We start from the raw sequence: 23,361 nt of genomic DNA, 5'->3' as shown, positions 1-23,361 counted from the left end.
ATGATTGCGAAGGATACACTTATCAAAATGAAATGTACTGCTTGTGGTCATATTGCCAATGTTCCTGACTGGATCATTGGTGAATTTGCGGAAGAAGATAGAATGTCCGGTAAACATGGTGAAGTTGAAATAGAATGTCCGGTATGCAATGGTCCTATGAGAAGAATCAGATAGCCATTGCTTAATTACAGGACAAAAAATTCATACCAGATTACGCAAATATATCATAGTATTTTGGTATGAGTTTTTATATACTATTTTTTCTGACGCATCCAAATTCTTAATAGATAAAAAAGGGACAAAATAAATTTTGTCCTCATTTCGTAAATACTACTCTGCATGTTCTACAACTTTTTTTAGACGTTTTTCAAAATCACGTCTAGAAAACATAACAATTGCATTACATCCTAAACATTTTACTTTAATATCAGCACCCATTCTTACAATTTTCCATTGGTTTGATTTCTTACATGGGTGTTGTTTTTTCATTTCTACAATATCATTTAATTGATAATCCATAATTATTCTCCTTGATGATGATAAAATGCCTCCAAAGTATTATGTAATAACATCGTAATAGTCATTGGTCCAATTCCTCCTGGAACAGGAGTAATCGCATAAACTTTATCTTTTACATCTTCAAAATCTACATCTCCACAAAGTTTATTATTTTCATCACGATTAATTCCTACATCTAAAACAACGGCACCTTCTTTAACATAATCACGATTAATCATTTTCGCACGACCAACAGCTGCAATTAAAACATCTGCTCTTTGACAAACTTCTTTTAAATCTTTTGTTTTACTATGTGCAATTGTAACTGTCGCATTTTTTTGTAAACATAATAAAGATACCGGTTTTCCGACAATATTACTTCTTCCTACAACAACAACTTCTTTCCCTGTTAAATCATAATTAATTTCATCTAGTAAAACCATCATTCCTTTAGGTGTACATGGAACCAAGCTTTTTTGTCCTAAAAATAGTTTAGCAACATTTTCAGGATGGAAACCATCTACATCTTTTGATGGGTCAATAGCTTCTAAAACCTTATCTTCATTGATATGATCTGGTAATGGTAGTTGTACTAAAATTCCATCTACTGTATCATCTTCATTTAATTGTTTGATTTCATTTAAAAGTTCTTCTTCACTAAAAGTTGCATCATGTGTAATTTTTAAAGAATCCATTCCTACATAAGAACATCCTCTTTCTTTATTTCTAACGTATACTTGACTTGCTTGATTTTCCCCTACTAAAATAACCGCAAGTTTTGGTAAACGATCATATTTATTTTTCATTTGTTCAACTTCTTCTTTTAATTGATCCTTGATTTTTGTTGAAATCTCTTTTCCACTAATAATCATAATATGTCCCCCTCATATTATCTATGATTATATAGGAAGAAACAGGTAAATTCAATAAAAAAGGTATAAGCCTAAGCCTATACCTCATCATTATTCACCTTCATGTTCTAAAGTATTTTTTTCATATACCTTAAAGAATGGATAATAAACAACAACTGAAAGTGCTATTAACACGAACATGAAAATAACATTTCTAATATCTAACGCCGATAAGAATCCTTGTGCAAAGAATGGTGTAAACGATGGATCGACAATATAACCTAATGAAACAAGTCCCATACTTTGAACAAGATAACCAAGACCTGCCGAAAGACATGGCATGATTAGAAACGGAATTGATAAAATTGGATTTAGAACGATTGGTGTTCCAAAAATAATTGGTTCATTAATTCCGCATATACTAGGCAATACACTTAAACGTCCAATTGAACGAATATGTTTTGATTTTGATTTACACATTAATAAAACAAGTCCTAATGTATTTCCTGCCCCACCTAGTAATACATATCTAAACATTTGTAAGTTAATTAAAGCTGTTGGTGCTTTTCCTGCATTAACAAGTTCAGCATTCACTCCGGTATTTGCGATACATAAAGCAAAAACAATTGGAAAAACAATAGAAGAACCATTAATTCCAAATAACCATAAAATATTTGAAAATAAATAAATTCCCATAAACATCCAAATATTATCTACACCTGAAATAGCTGGTGTTAAAATAGACATAATAAAAGCCGGTAAGTTTTTACCTGTAGCTGCCATCAAAGCAACATTTAAACCGTATATAATAATAATGTTTGCAGCAAGTGGCAACAAACTATTTACAAAATCAGTAACTGCACTTGGCACACTTCCTGGAAAAGAAATAACAAGTTTTTGACTTACAAAACGCGAAATTTCCACAGAAACTAATGCAATAACAATGGCAACAAATAATCCATCAGCTCCTAAATAACTTGTTGAAATACCACCATCTTTTAATGGTGCTGACACCATTAAGAAAGTACACATAGCAATAATTCCATAAACAGCTGATTTCATTTGATAGCTTTCTGCTAAACAATAAGCAATACCAAAAGCAGAAATTAAGCCAACCAATCCCATTGTGTAATTATATGGTAATGTAAGTACATCATAGTTAGCAACCGCAAATTGTTTCCAACCTATTAAAACTTTTAAAAAGATGTTTCCTGTATGTAAATCGACTAAATCTAAATTAATTGGTGGATTCGCAACAATCAAAAATAATGATCCTATAACGATTAATCCAAGTGGCATCATCATTCCTGATGAAATTGCTTGTAGGTGTCTTTGTTGTGCGAGCTTATTTGCAAAAGGCTCTAATACCTTCTCTAATTTTTCTATCATTCTATATTCCCCTCAAAATATAATTTATCTATTAAAATTGCCAACCATTAAATGTAAAGGCTGTATCTACGACATTTTCTGGATCGTATTCTTCTAAAATTTTTGCATAACGTTCTTTATAATCATTATCTACTTCCATTTGTGGAATAACTTTACTTGCTTCATGTAAGAAATGGAAAGAATCACGTCCCATTGCTTTTCCTCTTACTGTATGCTTATCTAAAGCAACATCAGGAATTTCTGGGAATTTACCCATCGCAAATGATTTAATACAAATATTTTTTAATAAATCGCTTGAACGATCTTTTTGACAGCTACATAAGTAACGAATTGCATGAATGAAATACATTGGTTGATCACCATCTGCATATTCAAAGTTTTTAGACATTTGATAGAGATTATTGACTAGAACTGCAGCCATTGGATCTCCCATTCCAATATCTTCTACTGAAATTGTAAGTAAACGTCTCCACATTTTTTCTAATAATTGTGGTGAAGAAATATACATTTCATAAGCAAACATACATGCATCTTCTTCTTTGGCACGTCTAATTGATTTTTGCAAAGCAGAAATAACCTCATCTCCTGCATAGCCATTTTTTGTAACGATTTTTGACCAAGGGTCGTACATTGCTTTTGCCATTTTTCTTGCTCCTTTATTTTTTCTATGACATAATTATTGTGAGGTGAAACTTATGAATATTGATCATTTAAAAGATAAATTTGATTTAAACGAATTAGAAGTCTCTTTATTGGAATATATTAAGAAAAATCAAAAACAATTGAAAAATATTACCATTAGACAAATGGCAAAAGATAATTTTACATCAACTTCTGCCATCTATCGTTTATGTAATAAATTAGAATTTAGTGGTTATAGTGATATGATCTATCATCTATCTAGCAACACTCATAATAATGCTCCTACTCAAAAATACGAAAACTATTTACCTCATTTTATTCAATTATTAAAGAAACATAAAAATAGTAAAATCGTTGTTTTTGGTATGGGATTTTCAGCTCCAATTGCTGATTACATTTCACAAAGATTAACTCTTAATGGCTTTTGTGCCATGAGTGTTCTTCATATGGAAATGTTAGATGTTAGTTTTCAAGACTCAACCTTTCTCATTGTCATCTCCAATTCAGGAATTACAACAAGGCTTGAAGAAGTTGTTAAAACAGCTAAAAATAATCATATTGATATCATTACTTTTACTGGTAATGAAAAATCAAAAATAAGTCAGTATGCCACTTTACCTATTATCATCGGTCACTATAATCCTTTTTATCATGATAATCTTGTTCCAAACGCTTTCTTTGGACAAGTTCTCATTATTTTTGAATCTCTTCTCTATTCTTTTTTGTCCTCGAAAAAATAATATACTTTCATCTCTTCGATTAAAATAATTTATTAAGATAAAAAAACATGTTTCCATTTTTAAAACATGTTTTTCTTTTTATTATTTAATATTTTCAACAATATGTCGTGCGACTAAAATACCATTTGCACCCGCTTGGGCAAGCCCTCTTGTAAGTCCTGCACCATCACCAGCAACATATAAATCATCAATTTCAGATTCAAAACCATCTCTTACTTTTGGTCTTGCTGAATAGAATTTTGCTTCTACACCATATAATAAAGTATGTTCATTCGCAATCCCTGGTGTAACATTATCTAATGCTTCAATCATTTCAATAATTGATTTCATCGTATTGTATGGTAACACAAGTCCTAAGTCTCCAGGTACTGCTTCTGGTAAAGTAGGATCTGTATATCCTTCTTTTAATCTCTTATATGTTGTTCTTCTTCCACGTTTGATATCTCCATATCTTTGAACAATGACCGAACCATTTGATAATTTATTCGCTAATTTTGATATTTCATGTGCAAATTCATTTGGTTCATTGAATGGTTCACTAAATGTATGAGATACAAGTAAAGCAAAGTTTGTATTTTTACTTCCAAGTTTTGGATCATGATAAGCATGACCATTAGCAAGCATTGTTCCACTATGGTTTTCAATAACAACATGACCACTAGGATTTGAACAGAAAGTTCTTACTTTTGTTCCTACTGAAGTATTGTAAACAAATTTACCTTCATATAAGTTCTTATTAATTTCTTCCATAACAATATTGCTTGTTTCTACACGAACACCAATATCTACTTGATTATTATAAAGTTTTAATCCTTGATTTGATAAAACTTTTGTAAGCCATGCCGAACCATCTCTACCAGGCGCTAAAACAACTTTTTTAGCGTGAATTGTTTGTCCATTTTCTAAAACAATTCCCGTTGCATGATGATTTTCAACAAGAATATCTTGAACAGATGTTTTAAATTGTAAGTCCATATGTTGTTTTAATTCATTAGACATTTCTGTCATAATTCTTAAGTTTTCTTCTGTACCTAAATGTCTTACTTTTGCTCTTAAAAGTTTTAACCCAACAGCATATCCACGGTGTTCAATTTCTTTTACTTTATCTGTTGTTGGATCTGTAATTTCTTTAGTAGCTCCATGTTTTAAATAAAGGTTATCTACATAATGAATGACATCTTCTACTTCATCGTTACTTAAGTAATCAGTTAACCAACCACCGAATTCACTCGTAATATTAAATTTACCATCAGAGTAAGCACCCGCTCCTCCAAAACCATCAGTAATAGAACACGCTGGGATACATCCAGGTTCACGATCTTTATGAACTGGACATTGTTTGATCTTTTTATCTTTAATAGGACAATGTCTATTCATAACGTCATGTCCTTTATCTATAAGCAATACTTCTAATTCAGGATTTTTTAAATATAATTCGTAACATGTCATAATTCCTGCTGGACCTGCACCAACAACGATTACATCATAATTTTCTTTCACTTTTTTCTCCTTCAATTTCCAAAAATATCCAAACCTTTCACATTATAGACGACTCTTTCTTATATCGCAAGTATTTATATGTTTTTTTATTTTGCAAAATGTTTTTATAATTGATGAAAGATGGGTTTCATTTTTTCAAATGTACAATAAAATTCAAAGCCTAACTCTTTTAATAATTCTTTTGCTTCATCAATATAAGCTCCTAAATGTTCAGACTTATGACTATCACTACCAATCGTAATAATCTTCCCACCTAATTCTTTATAAAGCTTTAAAATATCTCTCGAAGGTGTTGAATCCTTTAAACCATAACGACGACTAGATGTATTGATTTCAATACCTTTACCATCTTGAATAACGATTTTTAATATTTTTGTAATTATTGGTTTTACTTTTTCAAAAGGATAATTACCAATTTCATCATAACGTGTCATCAAATCCAAATGACCTAACACACTATAATTTTTATACTTTTTAATCACATTCAACATTTCTTGATAATAACCTTCCATATATTCTTGTTGTGATTTTCCTTTTTGATAGTCTTGTGTCCAAAATTCTTGATTATTAACTTGATGTATAGATAGAATAATAAAATCAAAATCATATCGTTCATAAAGTTTTTGATAACGTGGTATTGTGTGAACTTGTACACCAAATTCCATACCTTGTCTAATTATAATTTCAGGATATTTTTTTCTTAAACTTTCTATTTCTTTAAAATACTTTGGATAATCCACATTGACTTGTGGTTGTCCATAAAGATATTCTACTGGACCTTCATCCCAATCCTTTTTGATTCCATAATCCACATGATCGGTAAAACAAATTTCGTCCATTCCTTTTGTTATTGCATCTTTAATAACATCTTCCATTAAATACGTACTATCATCACTATAATAAGTATGTACATGATAATCACTATACATTTTCATCACCCCATCTCATTTTATCAAGATTATAAATACAAAAAAAGCCTCTTGTTTTTTTAAAATAAAATTATATTTCTATTTAAATTAAATGTTATAATAAATCATATTAAATCTTAGGAGAATTTTTATGGATCTATTTACTAAAATAAAAAGCATAACTTCTTTTACTGAAAGTGAAGAAATATTTACTCAATTTATACTCAATCATCCTTATGATGTTATTCAACTTTCTTTACAACAACTCGCAAAAACAAGCTATGTTTCTATTTCTACAATTTATCGTGTCATGGAAAAACTCGATATCAATGGTTTAAATCAATTAAAGCTCCAAATTTCTGAAAGCTTGAAAAATAATAAAGATTTAAAAGAAATAGATTATAACTATCCTTTTAAAAAAACAGATACCCACCATCAAATCATGACACAAATGTTGTCACTTTATGAACAAACATTAAAAAACACTTTCAATCTTATTGATTTAGATGAACTTTTACATATTGTTCAAGCTTTAAAAAAAGCCAATAATATTTATATTTTCCCTTCTATTGGTAATTATTTTATGGCTGAATCTTTCCAACAAAGTATGTTAGAAATAGGAGTTAAAGTAGATGTGATTAAAGAAGCCTACTATCAACATTGGAATGTTCAACTTTGTAAAGAAGGTGATATTGTAATGCTTATTAGTTATGCAGGGAGAACACCCCAAATTAAAAATATTGTTCAAGAATTAAATCAAAAGAATATACCTATTATTTTGATTTCTTCCACAATTCATACACCGATTGATCAATTCGCGAAATATCATCTCTATTTTTCTTCTTATGAAGATTCTGAAGAAAAGATTGCCTCTTTTTCTTCAAGAATCTCTTTACAATATCTATTAGATTGTATCTATGCTTGTTATTTCAATAGAGATTATCAAAAAAATTTAGAATATAAAATTAAAAACTATATAGATTAAAAGGAGTGATTTCTCACTCCTTTATAATTTATGATATATAGGTTCCATCTTTTCAAACGTACAATAGTATTCAAACCCTAACTCTTTTAATAATTCTTTAGCTTCATTAATATAGGCTCCTAAATGTTCTATCTTATGACTATCACTACCAATTGTAATAATCTTTCCACCTAATTCTTTATAAAGCTTTAAAATATCTCTAGATGGTTGTGAATCTTTTAAACCATAGCGATGACTTGAAGTATTAACTTCAATTCCTTTTTCATCTTTAATCACAATTTCTAATATTTCTTGAATCATTGGTTTGATTTTTTCAAAAGGATATGGACCATTTTCATCATATCTAGAAATCAAATCCAAATGACCTAAAACACTATAGTCTTTATAATTTTTAATCACATCTAAAATTTCTTGATAATAACGTTCATTATATTCTTGTTGAGTTCTTCCCTTTTGAAAATCTTGTGTCCAAAATTCCTTATCTTCTACTTGATGACAAGATAAAATAATAAAATCAAAAGAATATTTATCAAAGAGTTTTTGATAAAGATCAATTGTATGCATTTGTATACCAAATTCCATACCTTGTTTAATCACAATTTCAGGATATTTCTTTCTTAAAAATTCGATCTTTTCAAAATATTTTGGATAATCCACATTTGCAAGTGGCATCTTTTCTGGTTCACCAGGTCCACCCTTTCTATAATGCATTCCTCTTGGATCATCAAAATCCCTTTTAATGCCGTAATCCACATGATCGGTAAAACAAATTTCATCCATTTTCATAGTAATAGCATCTTTGATAACATCTTCCATTAAATAATCAGAATCATCACTAAATTCTGTATGCACATGATAATCTGTAAACATTTAATCTACCTCCTTTAAACATAAATACATTTGTCCAACTAACATATATTCTATCACATTATTTACTTTAATTAATTTAGGAATTTGATGCTGTGACATCAATTCCTTTGTTTTTTCTTCTAACACTTTAAAATCTGGTAATAGTTCACTAAAGATTACAATAACTTCAGGTGCCACAAGGTACATCGTTGTAAGAATAATTTTGCTTACAATTTCTAAAGTTCCTTCTGGTGTTTTAGAAAGTTCTTCTTGTTTTTGTGAAAGTTCTAAAGGTAAATAAGAAACTTCTCCGGCCAAATGACAAAAACCTTCAATGAGTTTTCCATTAACGATGATTCCTGCCCCTGCATTTAAAGAAATCGCTTGAAATAAGAAAAAAAGATTCTTATTTTCTGAATGCGTCACATAATAACCCATCGCTGCAACGTTTATATCATTATATAGCTTTATTTGTTGCTTATATCGTTGTTTTAATCTTTCTTCGATATTTTCATTTTCAACGCCACTTATATATGTTGAAGAAATCTTTCCTGCATCAACAATACCAGGCAATGAAAGACTAATTGTAGAAAGTTTTGGATATTGAATAATGAGCGTATCTATTAAATCATAGATATCTTGTATATGAATTTTATATTTGATAATTTCATTTTGAAATAAAACTTTTCCTTGTATATAAATTCGATACACTATATGAATACGTTCTTTATTTTTAAAAATTGTCAAACACGCTATTTGTTGTTTATTCTTAATATCTAGCTTTAAGTCATTTTCTTTTTCTTGAACATGCACTATTTTTTTACTCTTTGAATTTTCAATCATCTTAAGCAATGTTCCTACATCATAACGAGCAAAAACAAGTGGAGGTATTTTCATAACAACCTGATCTTTTAAAATACTTTGAACTTGTGCATGTAAATAAGAAATTTGTGGTGCTAAGAAAATGAAATCAAATTGTTGACCAATTTGATAAAGCTGATTATAACCTACCGCACTAACTTCTATTGTATTTTTTAGTAATTTACTTGCTTTATTAATTTCTTGAGCAAAGTAACTTGTTGTTAAACCTCCACTACAACATAATAGAACTTTTGTTTTTGCTTCATGATCTAATTTTAATAAACATACGAGCATCTCATTAAATAAAGAAACTGCATGTTTAAGTGTATTCATTTGAAAATGTAAATAAAAATCGAGTTCTTCTCTTTTTTTAGAAGTAACTTTTAATTCAATAATACAATATAGATTAAAAGTCACTTCCGCAATTCCAAAGGGTGATTCTAGTTGGACAAAATCTTTACATTCTTTGATTCTATAATGAGGAGATTTTTGAAAACAAATCCATTTTTTAAAAACATCCATATATAAATCCTTATAAAATTCATCCAAAAGAATCATCCCCTTTATTATTTATTATTCACAATTTCTAATGCTTTCTTTAAAACATTGGCACCATTCATAAGACCATAATCTCTCATATCAATGACTTCAATTGGTGTTTTATCTGTTGCCTTTTTTAGTTGTGGTAAACAATGTCTTACTTGTGGACCTAACATGACGACATCCCAATCATCAATAACCTTTTCAGCTTGAGTAAGTGGAAAAGCAGCAACTTCAAGTTCTATTCCTTGTTCCTTTGCAGCACTTTCAATTTTAGATACCAACATACTTGTTGACATTCCTGCATTACAAACTAACATTAATTTCATTTTTCAATTCCTCCTTCAACTACACATACATTCTAACAAGTAAATAAATGGATTTCTTTTTCATAGATTATTTTGAAAAGTCTTTATCTTTTTCTCTTCAAAATAAGTAAAAATCATGAAAAGTTCTTTTCAAACGCAAAAAAAGCCTCTCGGCTCTCTTTGATATATATAATTGGGAAGGGAATATGAAAAATTATTCATATTGTAAAAGGTTATTTATCTTTTACATATTTAATATACCCAGCTTTTGTGAACTCAATACTACTTTTTTGTGTCAAAAGTGTAAAGAATTACTGTTAATTATGTGATTATATTCTTGAGCCATCTTTCCATAATGTTATTGGAGGTGTTTTTATGTCAATGCTTTATAAAGAAATTGATGATTTTGAAGCTTTTGCTTATCATCAAAAACAATTCAAAAAAATAACAAAGAAAGACCTTTTAGGCAAATGGAATCTCTTTTTCTTCTACCCTGCCGATTTTACCTTTGTCTGTCCTACAGAACTTGAAGATTTACAAGAAAAATATCAAGAATTTAAAAATGCAGGATGCGAAATTTATGCAATTTCAACCGATACCCATTTTGCCCATAAAACTTGGCATGATATTTCTGAAAATATATCTAAGATAGAATATCCTATGATTGGCGATCCAAGTCATGCACTTGCTTATGATTTTGATATTTTTGATGAAAAGGAAGGTCTTGTACAAAGAGGAAGTTTTATTATTGATCCTGAAGGAAAAATTGTTATCTATGAAGTCAATGCAGGAAATGTTGGTAGAAATGCAGATGAACTTTTAAGAAGACTGCTTGCTTGTCAATTTGTCTATAAACATGGTAATGATGTATGTCCCGCTAAATGGCAACCAGGAAATCAAACAATTAAAACATCTATTGAAAATATTGGTAAATAAAAAACAGCTACTGCTGTTTTTTTAAATACCTTTCTAAAAATGAATGTGCAAGCGATCCTTGTTTAATTTCTTTTCTTGATTCTTCAATTGAATACCAATGTGCTTCATCAACTTCATTTGTAAGTTTAAAATCTTCGCTATCAACAACAACGGCATAATTATGCATTAATGTATTAGAAGGTTGATAATATTCATTATCATTATATGTATATTCCACCACATTTAAACTGACTTCTTCTTTGATTTCTCTAATAAGGGTTTCTTTCGCATTTTCACCTTTTGTAATATACCCAGCAACTAATACATTAAAATCTTTTCCATATTGTTTAATAAGTAGTATCTTATCCTTTGTTGGATTAAAGATGATTGTAGAAATAGCACTATTAAACACGGGAAAACGAAATTGTTTACACGTTGGACAATAAGGAACCTCTCCATCAATACCACATTCTTTTAAAATAAGTTTTGTTCCACATTCACTACAATATTTCATTTCTATCACCTTTGTTATTATAGCGTGAACAAATCTCTAATAACAACATTAAATTAATAAGATGAAAGAACAAAGCAATGATAAAGACAACTTGATAACTCTTGGTAAAATCATATAAATAACCTATCAAAGTTATTAATGAACTTGTATTTCCTACATTCGTTAAAAAACCAATCAATAACTTTGTACAAATATTACCAATCATAGTAAGTGACATAAAAGTTGCTCCTATTTTTGTAGAAAGTTGAACACTTAAAGCAATACTCGATAAATGTTGAGAAATACCTGTGATGGATGTATGTAAAATAGTGAATAAGCACATACATAAAAAACTAAGGGTTAAAAGATTAATTTTATTTTCATACCCTTGATAAGCCGTAAATTTTTTATTGATTAAAAGGTTTTCCTTTTCTAAAGCAACTGGGGCAGCACGCATAGCACAAATATATTTATGATCTTTATTCATTGATTGAAGAAATGAAAGAAACTGTTTATTTTCCTTCATCGCTTCAATTCCATCATAACCTCCTGGTAAAACAACCATATCATAATCAAGTAATGATTCATCTAAAAGAAAATCACATCGTAAGACAATTTCATGTCCTCCTTGAACTTCTTTTTCAAAGCCAATGGTATCACATTGGATTTGACCTCTTCTTAAAATATCTACAATCGTTAATGCTTCTCCTTCTTCAAATCCTGGAGCAATAATCACTGCAACTTTTTTCATATTCATTCCTACCTTTCAAAAATACAATAATCCTTTCAACCAAAACAAACTATTGATTTCCAAAATTAAGAAATAAAAAAGCCTTGTATTTCTACAAGACGAACCAATCAATTTCTTATTTTCTAGTTTTTTTAACTGGTGCTTTTTTTGTGGCTGGTTTAGCAGCTACAACTGGTTTTTCTTCTTTAGCAACAACTGCTTTTTCAGCTGGTTTAGCTACAGATTTTTTAACTGGTGCTTTTTTTACGGCTGTTTTTTTAACAACTTCTGGATATTCAGGCATTGCATTAACATCTAATTCACCTTTAAATTCAGAACCATCTTTTTTAATAGCTACAAAGAATACTTTAGCTGTTTCTGGTAAATAATAAATATTTAAAGTATCAACCTCAGTTGATTTAACACCTTGTTCTTTTAAAGTTTCTTTAACATATTTATCTAAATCACCATTTTTAACATTTTTTTCTTGGTATTGTACTTCGAGCATTGTTTTCATTTTGATAACTTCAAAACCTAAGTTTCTACTTCCTCCTTGTTAAGTATTCTATACCAAATATTTTTTTTGTAAAGGTTTTTTCTTAAAAAAAACCGCATATAATCAAGACTTTTCTTAACAAAAAAAGGAGAAATGTATAAAAATTTATTACTTTCTCCTTTTTTGTAAAAATATGATTTATTTTTTAGACTTTGAATCGATAATCATGATAAATTTTGTACTTGCTTCGACACCTTCTTTTGAACCAGTAAGTGTTTTATAATCATTGGCAAGATCCATTATTTTTTTTGTTGTTTTAACATCTTTTTTAACTGTATTATTTAAAACATCAGAAATCTTATCTAAACCTTTACTTTTAAATAGAGTCAATCCTTCAACAAGAGCATCACTACCACTTGCAAGTTGTTTATTTGCATCTTTTAATTGACTACTTGCATTTGCAAGAGATTCACTTCCACTTTCAACCGCATCAATTCCTTCTGTTAATTGTTTTGATCCATCTAAAGCACTTTGTGAACCTTCTTTAAGTGCTGCAACACCTGCTGTATAACTTTGTAAACCTTGATAAAATTGATTATACGCATTTAATTGATCTAAAGCACTTTGAATTGAAGAACTTGCTTGTGCTGGAAGTTGAGCCATAAGACCTTTTAATACTTCTTGATAATTATCTGTGGTTAAAGCGATACTGATATTATAAGCAGCAAGTTGATTATTGATTTGAATTTGAGCCGTATTTAATAAAGTATCAAAAACTTGTTTTGCTCCCGCTACTAATGTAGCACTTTGGCTATCAAGCTGTGTTAAACCACTTGTAATTTTTTCAATTCCTGCTGATAAACTTTGTGATCCTGTAAGTGTTGCTGTAACACCTGTTTTTAAAGAACCAATCCCTTGATCGAATTCATTATATTTTGAAGCATATTGTTTTAATCCTGATTGTAAGGCTTGGCCTCCTGAAATAATTCGATTAAATGAACTATTTAAAGTATCCACATTATCATAAATTTCATTCATATCATCAAAGTTAATATCTGTATCTGATAATAAAGATGGTGTAGCAACAGACATTAAACTATTTAATTTAAATTTTGTTGTATCATATTTAATTGTAACTGAATTAAATTTTTCTAAATCTTTATTATTATTGTAGTTTTTTGATAAACCTGGTGCTGCAATCGCCATGATAATATTTGATGAGCCATTACTGATGACTTTTCCATTTGTAACTTCAACATTAGAAGCATTGTTGGTTGGAAGCATTGTTCCTGTAGTCACAACAAAAGGCACATAAAGTTCTTTACCATCCACTGTTTTTGTTTCATTATTTGTATAATCAATCTTGATTTCTACTTTTCCTTTTTTACCAAGCATTTCTTTAAGCTTCATTTTTTGACCATCTAATTTATAAGTTACTTTCATTGAGATTGGTAAGGATGCTTTCGTTTTCCCTTGGTAATAAATATCTTGTCCATCACTTGTTTGCCAAGTAATGGTTTCTCCGTTTTGTTTGAATGTTTCTTTTCCATTCATATTTTTAACATTAGTTAGTGTTGTTTGATCTTCAAGTATTGTTTCTTTTTGGTCATTAATAAGATGTTGTGAAACAACCGTTGTTTTTTCTGTACCATTTGTTTTTAATTTTATATAGACTGTTTCTTCTTTTGAATACGCAAAGGCAGGAACAACTGAACCCATAACTAAAGCCGATGCAACTGTTAAAGATGTGATTAATTTTGTTTTTTTCATACTAGCATTCCCCTTTTACATTAAGCTTTTTTAAACCAACTGTTGTGCAAATGATGACTTTATCAAAGACAAGTAAGATGGCTGGTATTACACAAATAACAATCATCATTGAAATAAGTGCTCCTCGTGACATAAGATTACATAACGAACCAATCATATTTAATTTAGAAATCATACCTACGCCAAACGTTGCTGCAAAAAATGACATTCCTGAAACAAAGATTGAGCTCGCTGAAATAGAAATTGCATGGTCCATAGCTGGTATTTTTTCTAAACCACTTGAGCGCTTTTCTAAATATTTTGTTGTAAGTAAGATGGCATAATCAATTGTTGCACCTAATTGAATTGTTCCAATCACAATAGAAGCTACAAATGGTAAGACATCCCCTGTATAATAGCTGATTGCCATATTAATAAGGATAGCAAGTTCAATACCAGATACAAGGAGTATTGGTAATGAAATTGATTTTAAGACAAATAACATAATAATGAAAATAATACCAATTGAGGCAATACTTACGTTTTTAAAGTCTTCATCTGCAATATTAACCAAATCCTTCATGCAAGGACCTTCCCCGGCCATTATAGCATTTTTATCATATTTTTTGATGACTTTTTCAATTTGATCAATGACTTTATTTAATTCATCTGTCGCTATTTCATTTGTTGAATTGACAAAAATCATTTTATAACGATCACTTTCAAAAATATCTTTAACATCACTAGGAATCATTTCATCTGGAATTCCTAGATTATCAAGTTGTGAAGGTGATAATACAAGATTAATTGAATCAATCTTTTCAATTTCATCAACCATTTTATTTAAATCATTATCTTTAAGATTTTTATTAACTAAAATAACTTGTGAAGCAACTAAATCAAAGTCATCACTTAATTTACTATTAGCAACACAGCTTTTTAAATCTTGTGGTAAATCTTTTGTTAGATTGTAATAACTTTTTACATGATTATTTCCATAAAAAGCAGGGTAAACAATCACTAATACCACTACTAAAATAATTTTATAATGTTTAACTACAAATCCTTTAATTGTATTAAAAGATGGAATTAATGGGTTATGTTTTGTTTTGAAAACACTTTTATCAAATACTAATAAAAATGCTGGGAAAATCGTAATAGTTGAAAGTACCCCAATGAATACACCTTTGGCCATAACAACTCCTATGTCAAACCCTAAAGTAAGTTGCATTGTACATAGTGCTAAAAAACCTGCAATGGTTGTTAATGAACTTCCTGCAATAGAAACAAGTGTATCCCCAATAGCAAGTGTCATCGCTTCATTGTTTGTTTTTACTTTTTCTTTTGCTTGTTCATATTTATGATATAAGAAAATTGAAAAATCTGTAGTTACCCCAAGCTGTAAAACAGCAGCAATCGCTTTTGTAATATAAGAAATTTCACCAATAAAAACATTTGTTCCCATATTATAAAGAATCGCAAGTCCAATATTTCCTAGTAATAAAAATGGTACAACATAAGAATCTAATAAAATCATTAAAACAAGCAAAACCAAAGCAACAGCTACTAAAACATACGTAATGATTTCACTCTCGGCTACGATACTTGTATCTAAAGTAGAAGCAGACATCCCGCCAATTTTAACAACTTCTTCACTGGTAAGTGTACGCATTTCTTCAATGGCATCAATAGCAATCGTACTATCTTTAAAAGTAACCAGCATTAATTCACTGTTTCCTTTTTTATATTGTTTTGTTACTTCACTTGGCAACATTTCTTGAGGAATTGTTGTTCCAATAAGGTCATTAGCTGAAATAACTTTAACAACCCCATCAATTTCTTTATATTTATCCTCTAAATCTAAAACATCTTTTGAATCCATATTTTCAACAATACACATCGCAAAAGAACCCATATCGAAATCTTCTGCAAGAATATCTTGTCCTTTCATGGTTTCAATATCTTTTGGTAAATAAACTAAAATATCATAGTTAATCTTTGTATTAAGATATCCAAATATCGATGGAATACAAAGAAGTAATGATGCAACAACAATAAAAAGTTTATGCTTTACCACAAATCTTCCTATTGCTTCTCCTAGCTTTTTCATATTCTCTCCTCCTAAAGTGACCATCGGTCATTTATGATAGTAGCATTAAAGTGACCAACGGTCAATACATAAATGACTAAAAGTCATTTATTCAATTATTTCTTTGTCTTTCGTTGACTTTTTATTTTGAAGAACATACAATTAATGCTAAAGGAAGTGTTAAAATGGCAATCCAAGAGATAAAATCAAAAATAAATGATAATAAACAAGAAAAAGAACGTAAATTGTTAAGTACTGCTCTTCATCTTTTTTCTGAAAAAGGAATTAAAAAAACTTCGATTCAAGATATTGTTCACGATGCTGGCATTGCGAAAGGAACGTTTTATCTTTATTTTAAAGATAAATATGAATTACAAGATGTTTTGCTCGCAAAGACATCACATGAATTTTTTTCAAACGCGTGTAAAGAAGCCAATAAATATCATTTTGATCGTTTAGATGATAAAATCATTTTTATTATTGATTCGATTATAGATGCTTTAATTGCACGACCTAATATTCTTAAGTTTATTCAAAAAAATCTTTCTTTAGGACTTTATAGTGAAAAATTAACAGATTTATTAGATAGTGAAGAGTTAGGAATTAAGGAATTATTTATTAATGAAGTAAAAGAAAAGGATATTCCGTTAGAATATCCTGAAATGACTTTATTTATGATTATTGAACTTGTAAGTTCTACTGTTTTTACTTCCATTGTAGAAAAGCAACCTCTTCCTATTGAAGAATTTAAACCACATCTTTATAAAACAATTCGTTTATTAATTAATGAAAAATTGGAAAAGTAATTTTCCATTTTTTTATTTTCCCTTTATTTGTTCATAAAAAGCTCTAGTTTCCCTACTAGTTAGTTGCTTTTTATAATGTATCTAACAATTGTTCATAATCTTTAAGAATCTTTTCTAATTCTTCATACGTATTGACTTTTGAAAGTTCATTTTTAACAGCTGAAGAATTTTTTAATCCTTTAATATACCATGGTGCATGTCCTCTCATTTGTGACATCGCAATACGTTCAGGTTCAATAGACATTAATCTTTTAGCATGAGTTAAACACCAGTCTATTTTTTCTTTATACGTTGGTTCAAGAATGTCTGTTTCATGTTCTAAACTTTCAACAACTTGCTTAATAAGCCATGGATTTCCAAGCGCTGCACGTCCAATCATGATGGCATCACAGCCTGTTTCTTCAAGCATTCTTCTCGCATCTTCTACGCTTCGAATGTCCCCATTACCAATAACAGGAATAGAAACTGCTTCTTTAACAGCTTTAATGATCGACCAATCAGCTTTTCCTTCATACATTTGTGAACGTGTTCTTCCATGAACAGCAATTGCACTTGCTCCTGCTTTTTCAATAAGTTTTGCAACTTCTACCGCATTAATATGTTCTTTATCAAAACCACTTCTAATCTTTACTGTTACTGGTTTACTTACATTTTTAACAATATTACTTACAATATCATAAATCAGTTGGGGATTTTGTAGTAATTTGCTTCCCGCATTGGCCTTTAATACTTTATTAACAGGACAGCCACAGTTAATATCAATAATATCGCAATTGGAATGTTGATCAATGAATTTAGCGGCTTCAACCATACTTTCTACTTCTCCACCAAATAACTGGATACTAACAGGGTGTTCTCCTTCATCCACTTGTAACATCTCAATTGTCTTTTGATTTCCATAACAAATAGCTTTATCGCTTACCATTTCCGAATAGACAAGACCTGCGCCAAATTCTTTCACGATTTTACGAAAAGCCATATTGGTGATTCCTGCCATTGGTGCCATAATGACAGGGTTTTTTATTTCAATCTCTCTTATTTTCAAATTATTTGTCCTCCGCGTATATTTTTATTTTCTTTGTACATACTGTATATAGATAACTTATAAGTTCCCTCTATTTTCCTCCCCTAAAAATAGTTATAAGTTATCTATCAATTGAGTTGATTTCCTAAAAAATAAAGACATCTGTCTTTATTTTTTGTTTTCTTTTAAAAAAATCACATTTTTCAATGTGATTATAAACGATTTATCAATTTTTGCAATTCTTCTTCATCAAATTTATATTTTGTATTACAGAATTGACAAGTAATTTCACAACCATGATCTTCATCAATCATGCTTTGTAATTCTTCTTTACCTACTGTTGAAAGTGCATTTAACATTTTGTCTTTTGAACAATCACAAGTAAAGAATAAATCTTGATGATCTGTAATTTCTACATCTTCAAATAACATCTTTAATATTTCTTCTGGTGTTTTTCCTTCATTAATAAGTGAAGATACTGCTGGGAAATCTTTCATTCTTTCTTCAATATAAGTAATATCTTCTTCAGTTGCTTCTGGAAGTAATTGAATAATAAATCCTCCTGAAGCAAGAATTTCATTTGTTTCTTCCACTAAAACACCGACAGATACAACCGATGGCGTTTGTTCACTTGCCATAAAGTAATAGGAAAAATCATCACCAATTTCACCTGTTTGAAGTGGGACTGTACCACAGAACGGTTCTTTTAAGCCCATATCTCTAATAACTTGTAAGCTTCCTTGTGTCCCTACTGCAACGCCAACAGCTAAATGACCTGTATCATTATATGTATAATGAACATGTGGATCTCCGACAAATCCTTTAATATGACCATCCCCACAAGTAACTGCCATCATGGTACCAATAGGTCCTCCACCATTAATTGTGACTGTCATTTTTTCATTATTTTTATTCATAGCAGCCATCATCAAAGTTGCTGACATCATTCTTCCAAGTGCCGCCGAAGCCGTAGGCCATAAGTCATGATCTTTTCTTGCTTCTTCTAATAAATTTGTTGTTTGACAAGCAAAAACACGGCAATTTTTACTGTTTACTAATCCTCTTACTAAATAATCTTTCATCTTTCTTTTCTATAAAAAGAACACGGAAGAAAATATAGGAATAATCATACTTAACGCGATTAAAATGATTACAATTCTCTTTGTACGTGTACTCATATTTACCCCTTTCTAAATGAAAAAAAGCGAAAACCGCTTTATTTCATTTCATCTAATAAATCATCTTGATCATCAATAGATGGTTTTTCTACTGTTGGTTCTACTACTTCTTGAACAGGTTCTTGATTTAATGAACCATCATGATGTTCTAACATTTTACCTGTATTATATAAAGATTCAATATCTTCACCTGATAATGTTTCATGTTCAAGTAAAGCTTCTGCAATACAGATTAATTTTTCTTTATGTTGTTCAACAATATTTGTTGCTTCTTGATAACATTCATCAATGATCTTACGCACTTGAACATCAATTTCATAAGCAATTTGTCCAGAGTGTGTATTACTTCTTTGTGTATAATCTCTACCTAAGAAAACTTGTCCATTTTCAGAATCATATTGAATTGGTCCAAGTTCAGACATACCTAATTCAGTAACCATCATACGTGCAATACGTGTTGCTTGTTCGATATCATTATGAGCACCTGAACTTACATCTCCAAAGAATACTTCTTCGGCAACACGTCCACCCATATATCCTGAAATTGTCGCTTTTAATTGACTCTTTGTTTGGAAATACGTTTCTTCTTTAGGTGTCATTAAGTTATAACCACCAGCTTGTCCACGAGGAACAATTGTGACTTTTTGTACTTTATTGGCATCTTCTAATGTTAAACCAATTAAAGCATGTCCTGCTTCATGGTAAGCAACTAAACGTCTTTCTTTTTCAGTATACTTACGAGATTTTTTCGCAGGTCCACCCATAACACGGTCAACAGCTTCATCAATATCAGCCATTGTGATTAAATCATGACCTTGTCTTACTGCAAGTAATGCAGCTTCGTTTAATACATTTGATAATTCTGCCCCAGAGAATCCAGGTGTACGTTGTGCGATATTATCAAAGTTAACATCAGGTGTAAAACGCTTGTTACGTGCGTGTACTTTTAAGATTTGACTACGTGCACGTTTACCTGGATTTGCGACTTGAATTTGACGGTCAAAACGTCCTGGTCTTAATAATGCTGGGTCTAAGACGTCGGCACGGTTTGTTGCAGCTAAAACGATAATTCCTTCATTTCCAGAGAAACCATCCATTTCTACTAATAATTGGTTAAGGGTTTGTTCACGTTCATCATGTCCTCCACCCATACCAGTACCTCTTTGACGACCAACCGCATCGATTTCGTCAATGAAGATAATACATGGTGCTGTTTGTTTTGCTTTTTTGAACATGTCTCTGACACGTCCAGCCCCAACACCAACAAACATTTCTACGAATTCAGAACCTGAAATTGAATAGAAAGGTACATTCGCTTCACCGGCAACAGCTCTTGCAAGTAATGTTTTCCCAGTACCTGGTGGTCCTACTAATAAGACACCACGAGGAATTTTAGCTCCCATATCCGCAAATTTCTTTGGTGTTTTTAAGAAATCAACAAGTTCTTTGACTTCTTCTTTTTCTTCATCCATTCCTGCAACATCACTAAAATGTGTTTTTGAATTTTTTTCTAATTTAGCTCTTGAATTACCAAATTCAAAGGCTTTGTTGTTTCCTCCTGCAGTATTTGACATCATTCTAAATAAGAAGAACATACCTGCAATAAGAAGAACATAAGGTAAAATTCCTAAAATGATATTTAAGAATTGATTTCTTTGTGCTTCATTAACAACTGTAATTTGTGTTCCATTTTCATCTAATAAACTCACTAAAGAATCTAATTCTGTTTCTGTTCTAGGAATAACAACAGAGAATTTTGTTGTTTCTTCTTTTCCCTTTACTGTTTGTGTATATGTCCCATTAACATCAATAACTAAAGATTGTGGAACAATTTCTACTTCTTTTACTTTTTCATCTTGAACTATCTTTATAAACTTATCATAACGAATTTCTGAGGATTCACTTTGATTAAAGAAAGGAATAGCCACAGATAATGCCGCTAAAACGATAAGCCATGGAAGGATAGACTTCAACAATCCTTTTTTGTTACCCATAAAATCTCCTTACTATTTTTTATAACAATCTTCTTTTAAAATACCTATATAAGGTAATTGACGATAACGTTCATTAAAATCTAAACCATATCCTACAACGAAAGCATTAGGAATCTTAAATCCCGAATAATCTGCTTTCATATCAAAAACACGACCTTCTTCTTTATCTAATAAAGTAACGATCTTCACACTTTTCGCATGTCTTTTTTCTAACATTTCTTTAACGTTATAAAGTGTTTTTCCTGTATCTAAAATATCTTCAACAATTAAAACATTTTTTCCACGGATATCTTCTTTAATATCTTGTCTTACAACAAGTGTTTTAGATTCGACACCACTATAACTGCTTACAGACATAAAGTCGAATTTAACATCACTTTTTAGATGTTTGGCAAGTTCTGCCATAAAAGGAACAGATCCTTTTAATAAACCAACTAATAAAATTTCTTGACCCGCATAATCTCTATCAATTTCTTGAGCGAGTTCATCACATTTTGCTTTAATTTCTTCTTCTGTATATAATATTTCTTTTATATCTTTGTGCATACTTTACACCTCACTTACATGTGTCATATTTTATCACAAAAACATTTGGTTTTGTATATAAATACTTGATATTTTTAGCGATATGAGGGATCAAAATGATTTCTCCTTGGCTATTTTCTACAATTGGCCAAACTTTTCGATCCTCTTTAGGTATTTTTTGATCAATAAAGAGTCTTGAAACCTTTTTGGTACCTCCAGATGTTATGATTTTATCTCCGTTTTGAAAGCTTCTAATGGTAATTGGAAAATCTTCTTTTTGAAGATAAACGCCATCATGAATATGTCCTGTATCGCTTAGAAGAAAGTATTTTTGTTGATCTTTATAAAATGATTTATATTTTATAGAATACGTATCGTCAGATTCTTTTTTTCTAACGGCTATATTATTATATACTTTTGTGAACACAAAATTAACGGGTAGTGTTATTTCAATGTTTGGTTTTGTTGATTGGGTTTGTTTTTTGATTTCTTGAATCAATGATTGTGAAATATAAGGAGGATAGATTTCTTTTTTCAGCATCTCATAAAGAACATCTTCTAAATCATCTTGTTTGATTTGATTTAAATTTAAGAAATGTTGTTGCTTATAAACTTCCATCATTTGTTTTAAATATTCTTGTTTTTTCAAATAGCTTTCATTATGCTTCTTAGCATAAGCAAGTAACTCTTTTTCATCGTAATTTTTTAAATCAATATGACGAATATAATTTCGTAGATAACTTGTATCATAATTGGTATAATCTTCATGATATTCAACTTGATTTTCTTGACAATAACGATAAAGTTCTTCCTTTTTGACTTTTAATAAAGGACGTAATATCGTCATTTCCTGTACATAAGAAACTTCTTGTATACCAAGATATCCTTTGGTTTTATTTTGTTTTATTTGCATGATTATATTTTCTAAATAATCATTTAAATGATGTCCTAAAATAACCTCATTTATACCTTCTTGAATCCCTATTTCATGATAAAAAGCATATCTTTTTTCACGTGCAATTTTTTCAAAATTTCCTTGATATTCATCAATACAACCTTGTTTTACATAAAAAGGTATTTGATGTTTTTGGCAATAAGAAAAAACCAGTTTTTCATCAAGATCACTATCATTTCTTAAATGATAGTTATAATGAACAACTCTTACTTGATATCCTTTTTTGACTAACATATCTAATAATGCCATGGAATCAACACCACCAGAAACACCCACCAAATAACGCTTCTTTTTATCTAACAAACTTTCATTCAACATACCATCACCCATGCCATT

Annotated in this window: 23 protein-coding genes; 4 read left to right on the top strand and 19 right to left on the bottom strand. The window is 29.9% G+C overall.

What is annotated here, in order from left to right; translation table 11 throughout:
* Positions 1-330: 330 nt before the first annotated feature.
* From C7U55_RS08755 to C7U55_RS08740, 4 genes are all read right to left on the bottom strand, one after another.
* Positions 331-519 (bottom strand): DUF951 domain-containing protein, encoded by a 189-nt coding sequence (locus C7U55_RS08755; RefSeq protein ID WP_048924268.1) that lies wholly within the window; start codon positions 517-519, stop codon positions 331-333.
* Positions 520-521: 2 nt separating this feature from the next.
* Complete coding sequence (gene folD, locus C7U55_RS08750; protein ID WP_106988239.1) at positions 522-1,370, bottom strand: bifunctional methylenetetrahydrofolate dehydrogenase/methenyltetrahydrofolate cyclohydrolase FolD; 849 nt, start codon at positions 1,368-1,370, stop codon at positions 522-524.
* 90 nt (positions 1,371-1,460) lie between these two features.
* Positions 1,461-2,738 (bottom strand): PTS sugar transporter subunit IIC, encoded by a 1,278-nt coding sequence (locus C7U55_RS08745; RefSeq protein WP_106988238.1) that lies wholly within the window; start codon positions 2,736-2,738, stop codon positions 1,461-1,463.
* Between the two features lie 31 nt (positions 2,739-2,769).
* Positions 2,770-3,381, bottom strand: coding sequence for an AAA family ATPase (locus C7U55_RS08740; RefSeq protein ID WP_032090968.1), 612 nt, complete (start codon positions 3,379-3,381; stop codon positions 2,770-2,772).
* 52 nt (positions 3,382-3,433) lie between these two features.
* On the opposite strand from C7U55_RS08740, the gene C7U55_RS08735 reads away from it, so the two are divergent.
* Positions 3,434-4,120 (top strand): MurR/RpiR family transcriptional regulator, encoded by a 687-nt coding sequence (locus tag C7U55_RS08735; protein WP_106988237.1) that lies wholly within the window; start codon positions 3,434-3,436, stop codon positions 4,118-4,120.
* Between the two features lie 81 nt (positions 4,121-4,201).
* On the opposite strand, the gene C7U55_RS08730 is transcribed toward C7U55_RS08735, so the two are convergent.
* Together C7U55_RS08730 and C7U55_RS08725 are read right to left on the bottom strand one after the other, a co-directional pair.
* Complete coding sequence (locus tag C7U55_RS08730; RefSeq protein WP_106988236.1) at positions 4,202-5,620, bottom strand: NAD(P)/FAD-dependent oxidoreductase; 1,419 nt, start codon at positions 5,618-5,620, stop codon at positions 4,202-4,204.
* A 104-nt stretch (positions 5,621-5,724) separates the two neighbouring features.
* Positions 5,725-6,549 (bottom strand): histidinol-phosphatase HisJ family protein, encoded by an 825-nt coding sequence (locus C7U55_RS08725; RefSeq protein ID WP_106988235.1) that lies wholly within the window; start codon positions 6,547-6,549, stop codon positions 5,725-5,727.
* A gap of 130 nt (positions 6,550-6,679) precedes the next feature.
* Here C7U55_RS08725 and C7U55_RS08720 point away from each other — a divergent pair, with 130 nt between their 5' ends.
* The gene (locus tag C7U55_RS08720) at positions 6,680-7,513 is read left to right on the top strand and encodes a MurR/RpiR family transcriptional regulator (protein ID WP_106988234.1); all 834 of its coding nucleotides are present in this window, start codon (positions 6,680-6,682) and stop codon (positions 7,511-7,513) included.
* Positions 7,514-7,534: 21 nt separating this feature from the next.
* Here the strand turns inward: C7U55_RS08720 and C7U55_RS08715 are convergent, their stop codons facing one another.
* From C7U55_RS08715 to C7U55_RS08705, 3 genes are read right to left on the bottom strand one after another with little or no spacing between them, the layout of a single operon-like run.
* Positions 7,535-8,383 carry a histidinol-phosphatase HisJ family protein gene (locus tag C7U55_RS08715; RefSeq protein WP_106988233.1) on the bottom strand — a complete coding sequence of 283 codons (849 nt, stop codon included), beginning with the start codon at positions 8,381-8,383 and terminating at the stop codon, positions 7,535-7,537.
* Positions 8,384-9,772: an ROK family protein gene (locus C7U55_RS08710; RefSeq protein ID WP_162297435.1), complete on the bottom strand. Its 1,389-nt coding sequence runs from the start codon at positions 9,770-9,772 to the stop codon at positions 8,384-8,386.
* A gap of 17 nt (positions 9,773-9,789) precedes the next feature.
* Positions 9,790-10,092, bottom strand: a complete 303-nt coding sequence (locus C7U55_RS08705) for a PTS sugar transporter subunit IIB (protein ID WP_106988231.1) — start codon at positions 10,090-10,092, stop codon at positions 9,790-9,792.
* 354 nt (positions 10,093-10,446) lie between these two features.
* Between C7U55_RS08705 and C7U55_RS08700 the strand changes: the two genes are divergently transcribed.
* On the top strand, positions 10,447-11,007 hold the full coding sequence (locus tag C7U55_RS08700; protein WP_106988230.1) for a redoxin domain-containing protein: 561 nt from the start codon (positions 10,447-10,449) through the stop codon (positions 11,005-11,007).
* Between the two features lie 7 nt (positions 11,008-11,014).
* On the opposite strand, the gene C7U55_RS08695 is transcribed toward C7U55_RS08700, so the two are convergent.
* The 5 genes from C7U55_RS08695 to C7U55_RS08675 all read right to left on the bottom strand — a co-directional run bounded on the left by C7U55_RS08695 (position 11,015) and on the right by C7U55_RS08675 (position 16,564).
* Entirely contained in the window at positions 11,015-11,500 is a 486-nt protein-coding gene (locus C7U55_RS08695) for an NAD(+) diphosphatase (RefSeq protein ID WP_106988229.1), read from the bottom strand.
* Complete coding sequence (locus C7U55_RS08690) at positions 11,487-12,230, bottom strand: DJ-1/PfpI family protein (protein WP_106988228.1); 744 nt, start codon at positions 12,228-12,230, stop codon at positions 11,487-11,489. Before C7U55_RS08690 ends, C7U55_RS08695 begins: the two co-directional genes overlap by 14 nt.
* Before the next feature lie 115 nt (positions 12,231-12,345).
* Positions 12,346-12,726 carry a DUF6465 family protein gene (locus tag C7U55_RS13975; RefSeq protein ID WP_239985184.1) on the bottom strand — a complete coding sequence of 127 codons (381 nt, stop codon included), beginning with the start codon at positions 12,724-12,726 and terminating at the stop codon, positions 12,346-12,348.
* A 177-nt stretch (positions 12,727-12,903) separates the two neighbouring features.
* Positions 12,904-14,475: a YhgE/Pip domain-containing protein gene (locus tag C7U55_RS08680; protein WP_106988227.1), complete on the bottom strand. Its 1,572-nt coding sequence runs from the start codon at positions 14,473-14,475 to the stop codon at positions 12,904-12,906.
* A gap of 1 nt (position 14,476) precedes the next feature.
* The gene (locus tag C7U55_RS08675) at positions 14,477-16,564 is read right to left on the bottom strand and encodes an efflux RND transporter permease subunit (protein WP_106988226.1); all 2,088 of its coding nucleotides are present in this window, start codon (positions 16,562-16,564) and stop codon (positions 14,477-14,479) included.
* 164 nt (positions 16,565-16,728) lie between these two features.
* Between C7U55_RS08675 and C7U55_RS08670 the strand changes: the two genes are divergently transcribed.
* Positions 16,729-17,349: a TetR/AcrR family transcriptional regulator gene (locus tag C7U55_RS08670; RefSeq protein ID WP_106988225.1), complete on the top strand. Its 621-nt coding sequence runs from the start codon at positions 16,729-16,731 to the stop codon at positions 17,347-17,349.
* Between the two features lie 70 nt (positions 17,350-17,419).
* Here C7U55_RS08670 and dusB read toward each other — a convergent pair whose 3' ends face one another.
* The 5 genes from dusB to tilS all read right to left on the bottom strand — a co-directional run bounded on the left by dusB (position 17,420) and on the right by tilS (position 23,343).
* Positions 17,420-18,394 (bottom strand): tRNA dihydrouridine synthase DusB, encoded by a 975-nt coding sequence (dusB, locus tag C7U55_RS08665; RefSeq protein WP_106988224.1) that lies wholly within the window; start codon positions 18,392-18,394, stop codon positions 17,420-17,422.
* A gap of 191 nt (positions 18,395-18,585) precedes the next feature.
* Complete coding sequence (gene hslO / locus C7U55_RS08660; RefSeq protein ID WP_106988223.1) at positions 18,586-19,455, bottom strand: Hsp33 family molecular chaperone HslO; 870 nt, start codon at positions 19,453-19,455, stop codon at positions 18,586-18,588.
* A gap of 134 nt (positions 19,456-19,589) precedes the next feature.
* Complete coding sequence (gene ftsH / locus C7U55_RS08655) at positions 19,590-21,545, bottom strand: ATP-dependent zinc metalloprotease FtsH (protein WP_106988222.1); 1,956 nt, start codon at positions 21,543-21,545, stop codon at positions 19,590-19,592.
* 12 nt (positions 21,546-21,557) lie between these two features.
* On the bottom strand, positions 21,558-22,091 hold the full coding sequence (hpt, locus tag C7U55_RS13680) for a hypoxanthine phosphoribosyltransferase (protein ID WP_048924243.1): 534 nt from the start codon (positions 22,089-22,091) through the stop codon (positions 21,558-21,560).
* A 10-nt stretch (positions 22,092-22,101) separates the two neighbouring features.
* The gene (gene tilS, locus C7U55_RS08650; protein ID WP_162297434.1) at positions 22,102-23,343 is read right to left on the bottom strand and encodes a tRNA lysidine(34) synthetase TilS; all 1,242 of its coding nucleotides are present in this window, start codon (positions 23,341-23,343) and stop codon (positions 22,102-22,104) included.
* Between the last annotated feature and the right edge of the window lie 18 nt (positions 23,344-23,361).

Source organism: Faecalibacillus faecis (genome assembly GCF_003024675.1).
GTDB lineage: Bacteria > Bacillota_I > Bacilli_A > Erysipelotrichales > Coprobacillaceae > Faecalibacillus > Faecalibacillus faecis.
The sequence above is the reverse complement of the archived record's forward strand: the minus strand, read 5'-3'. Positions and strand labels throughout refer to the sequence as shown.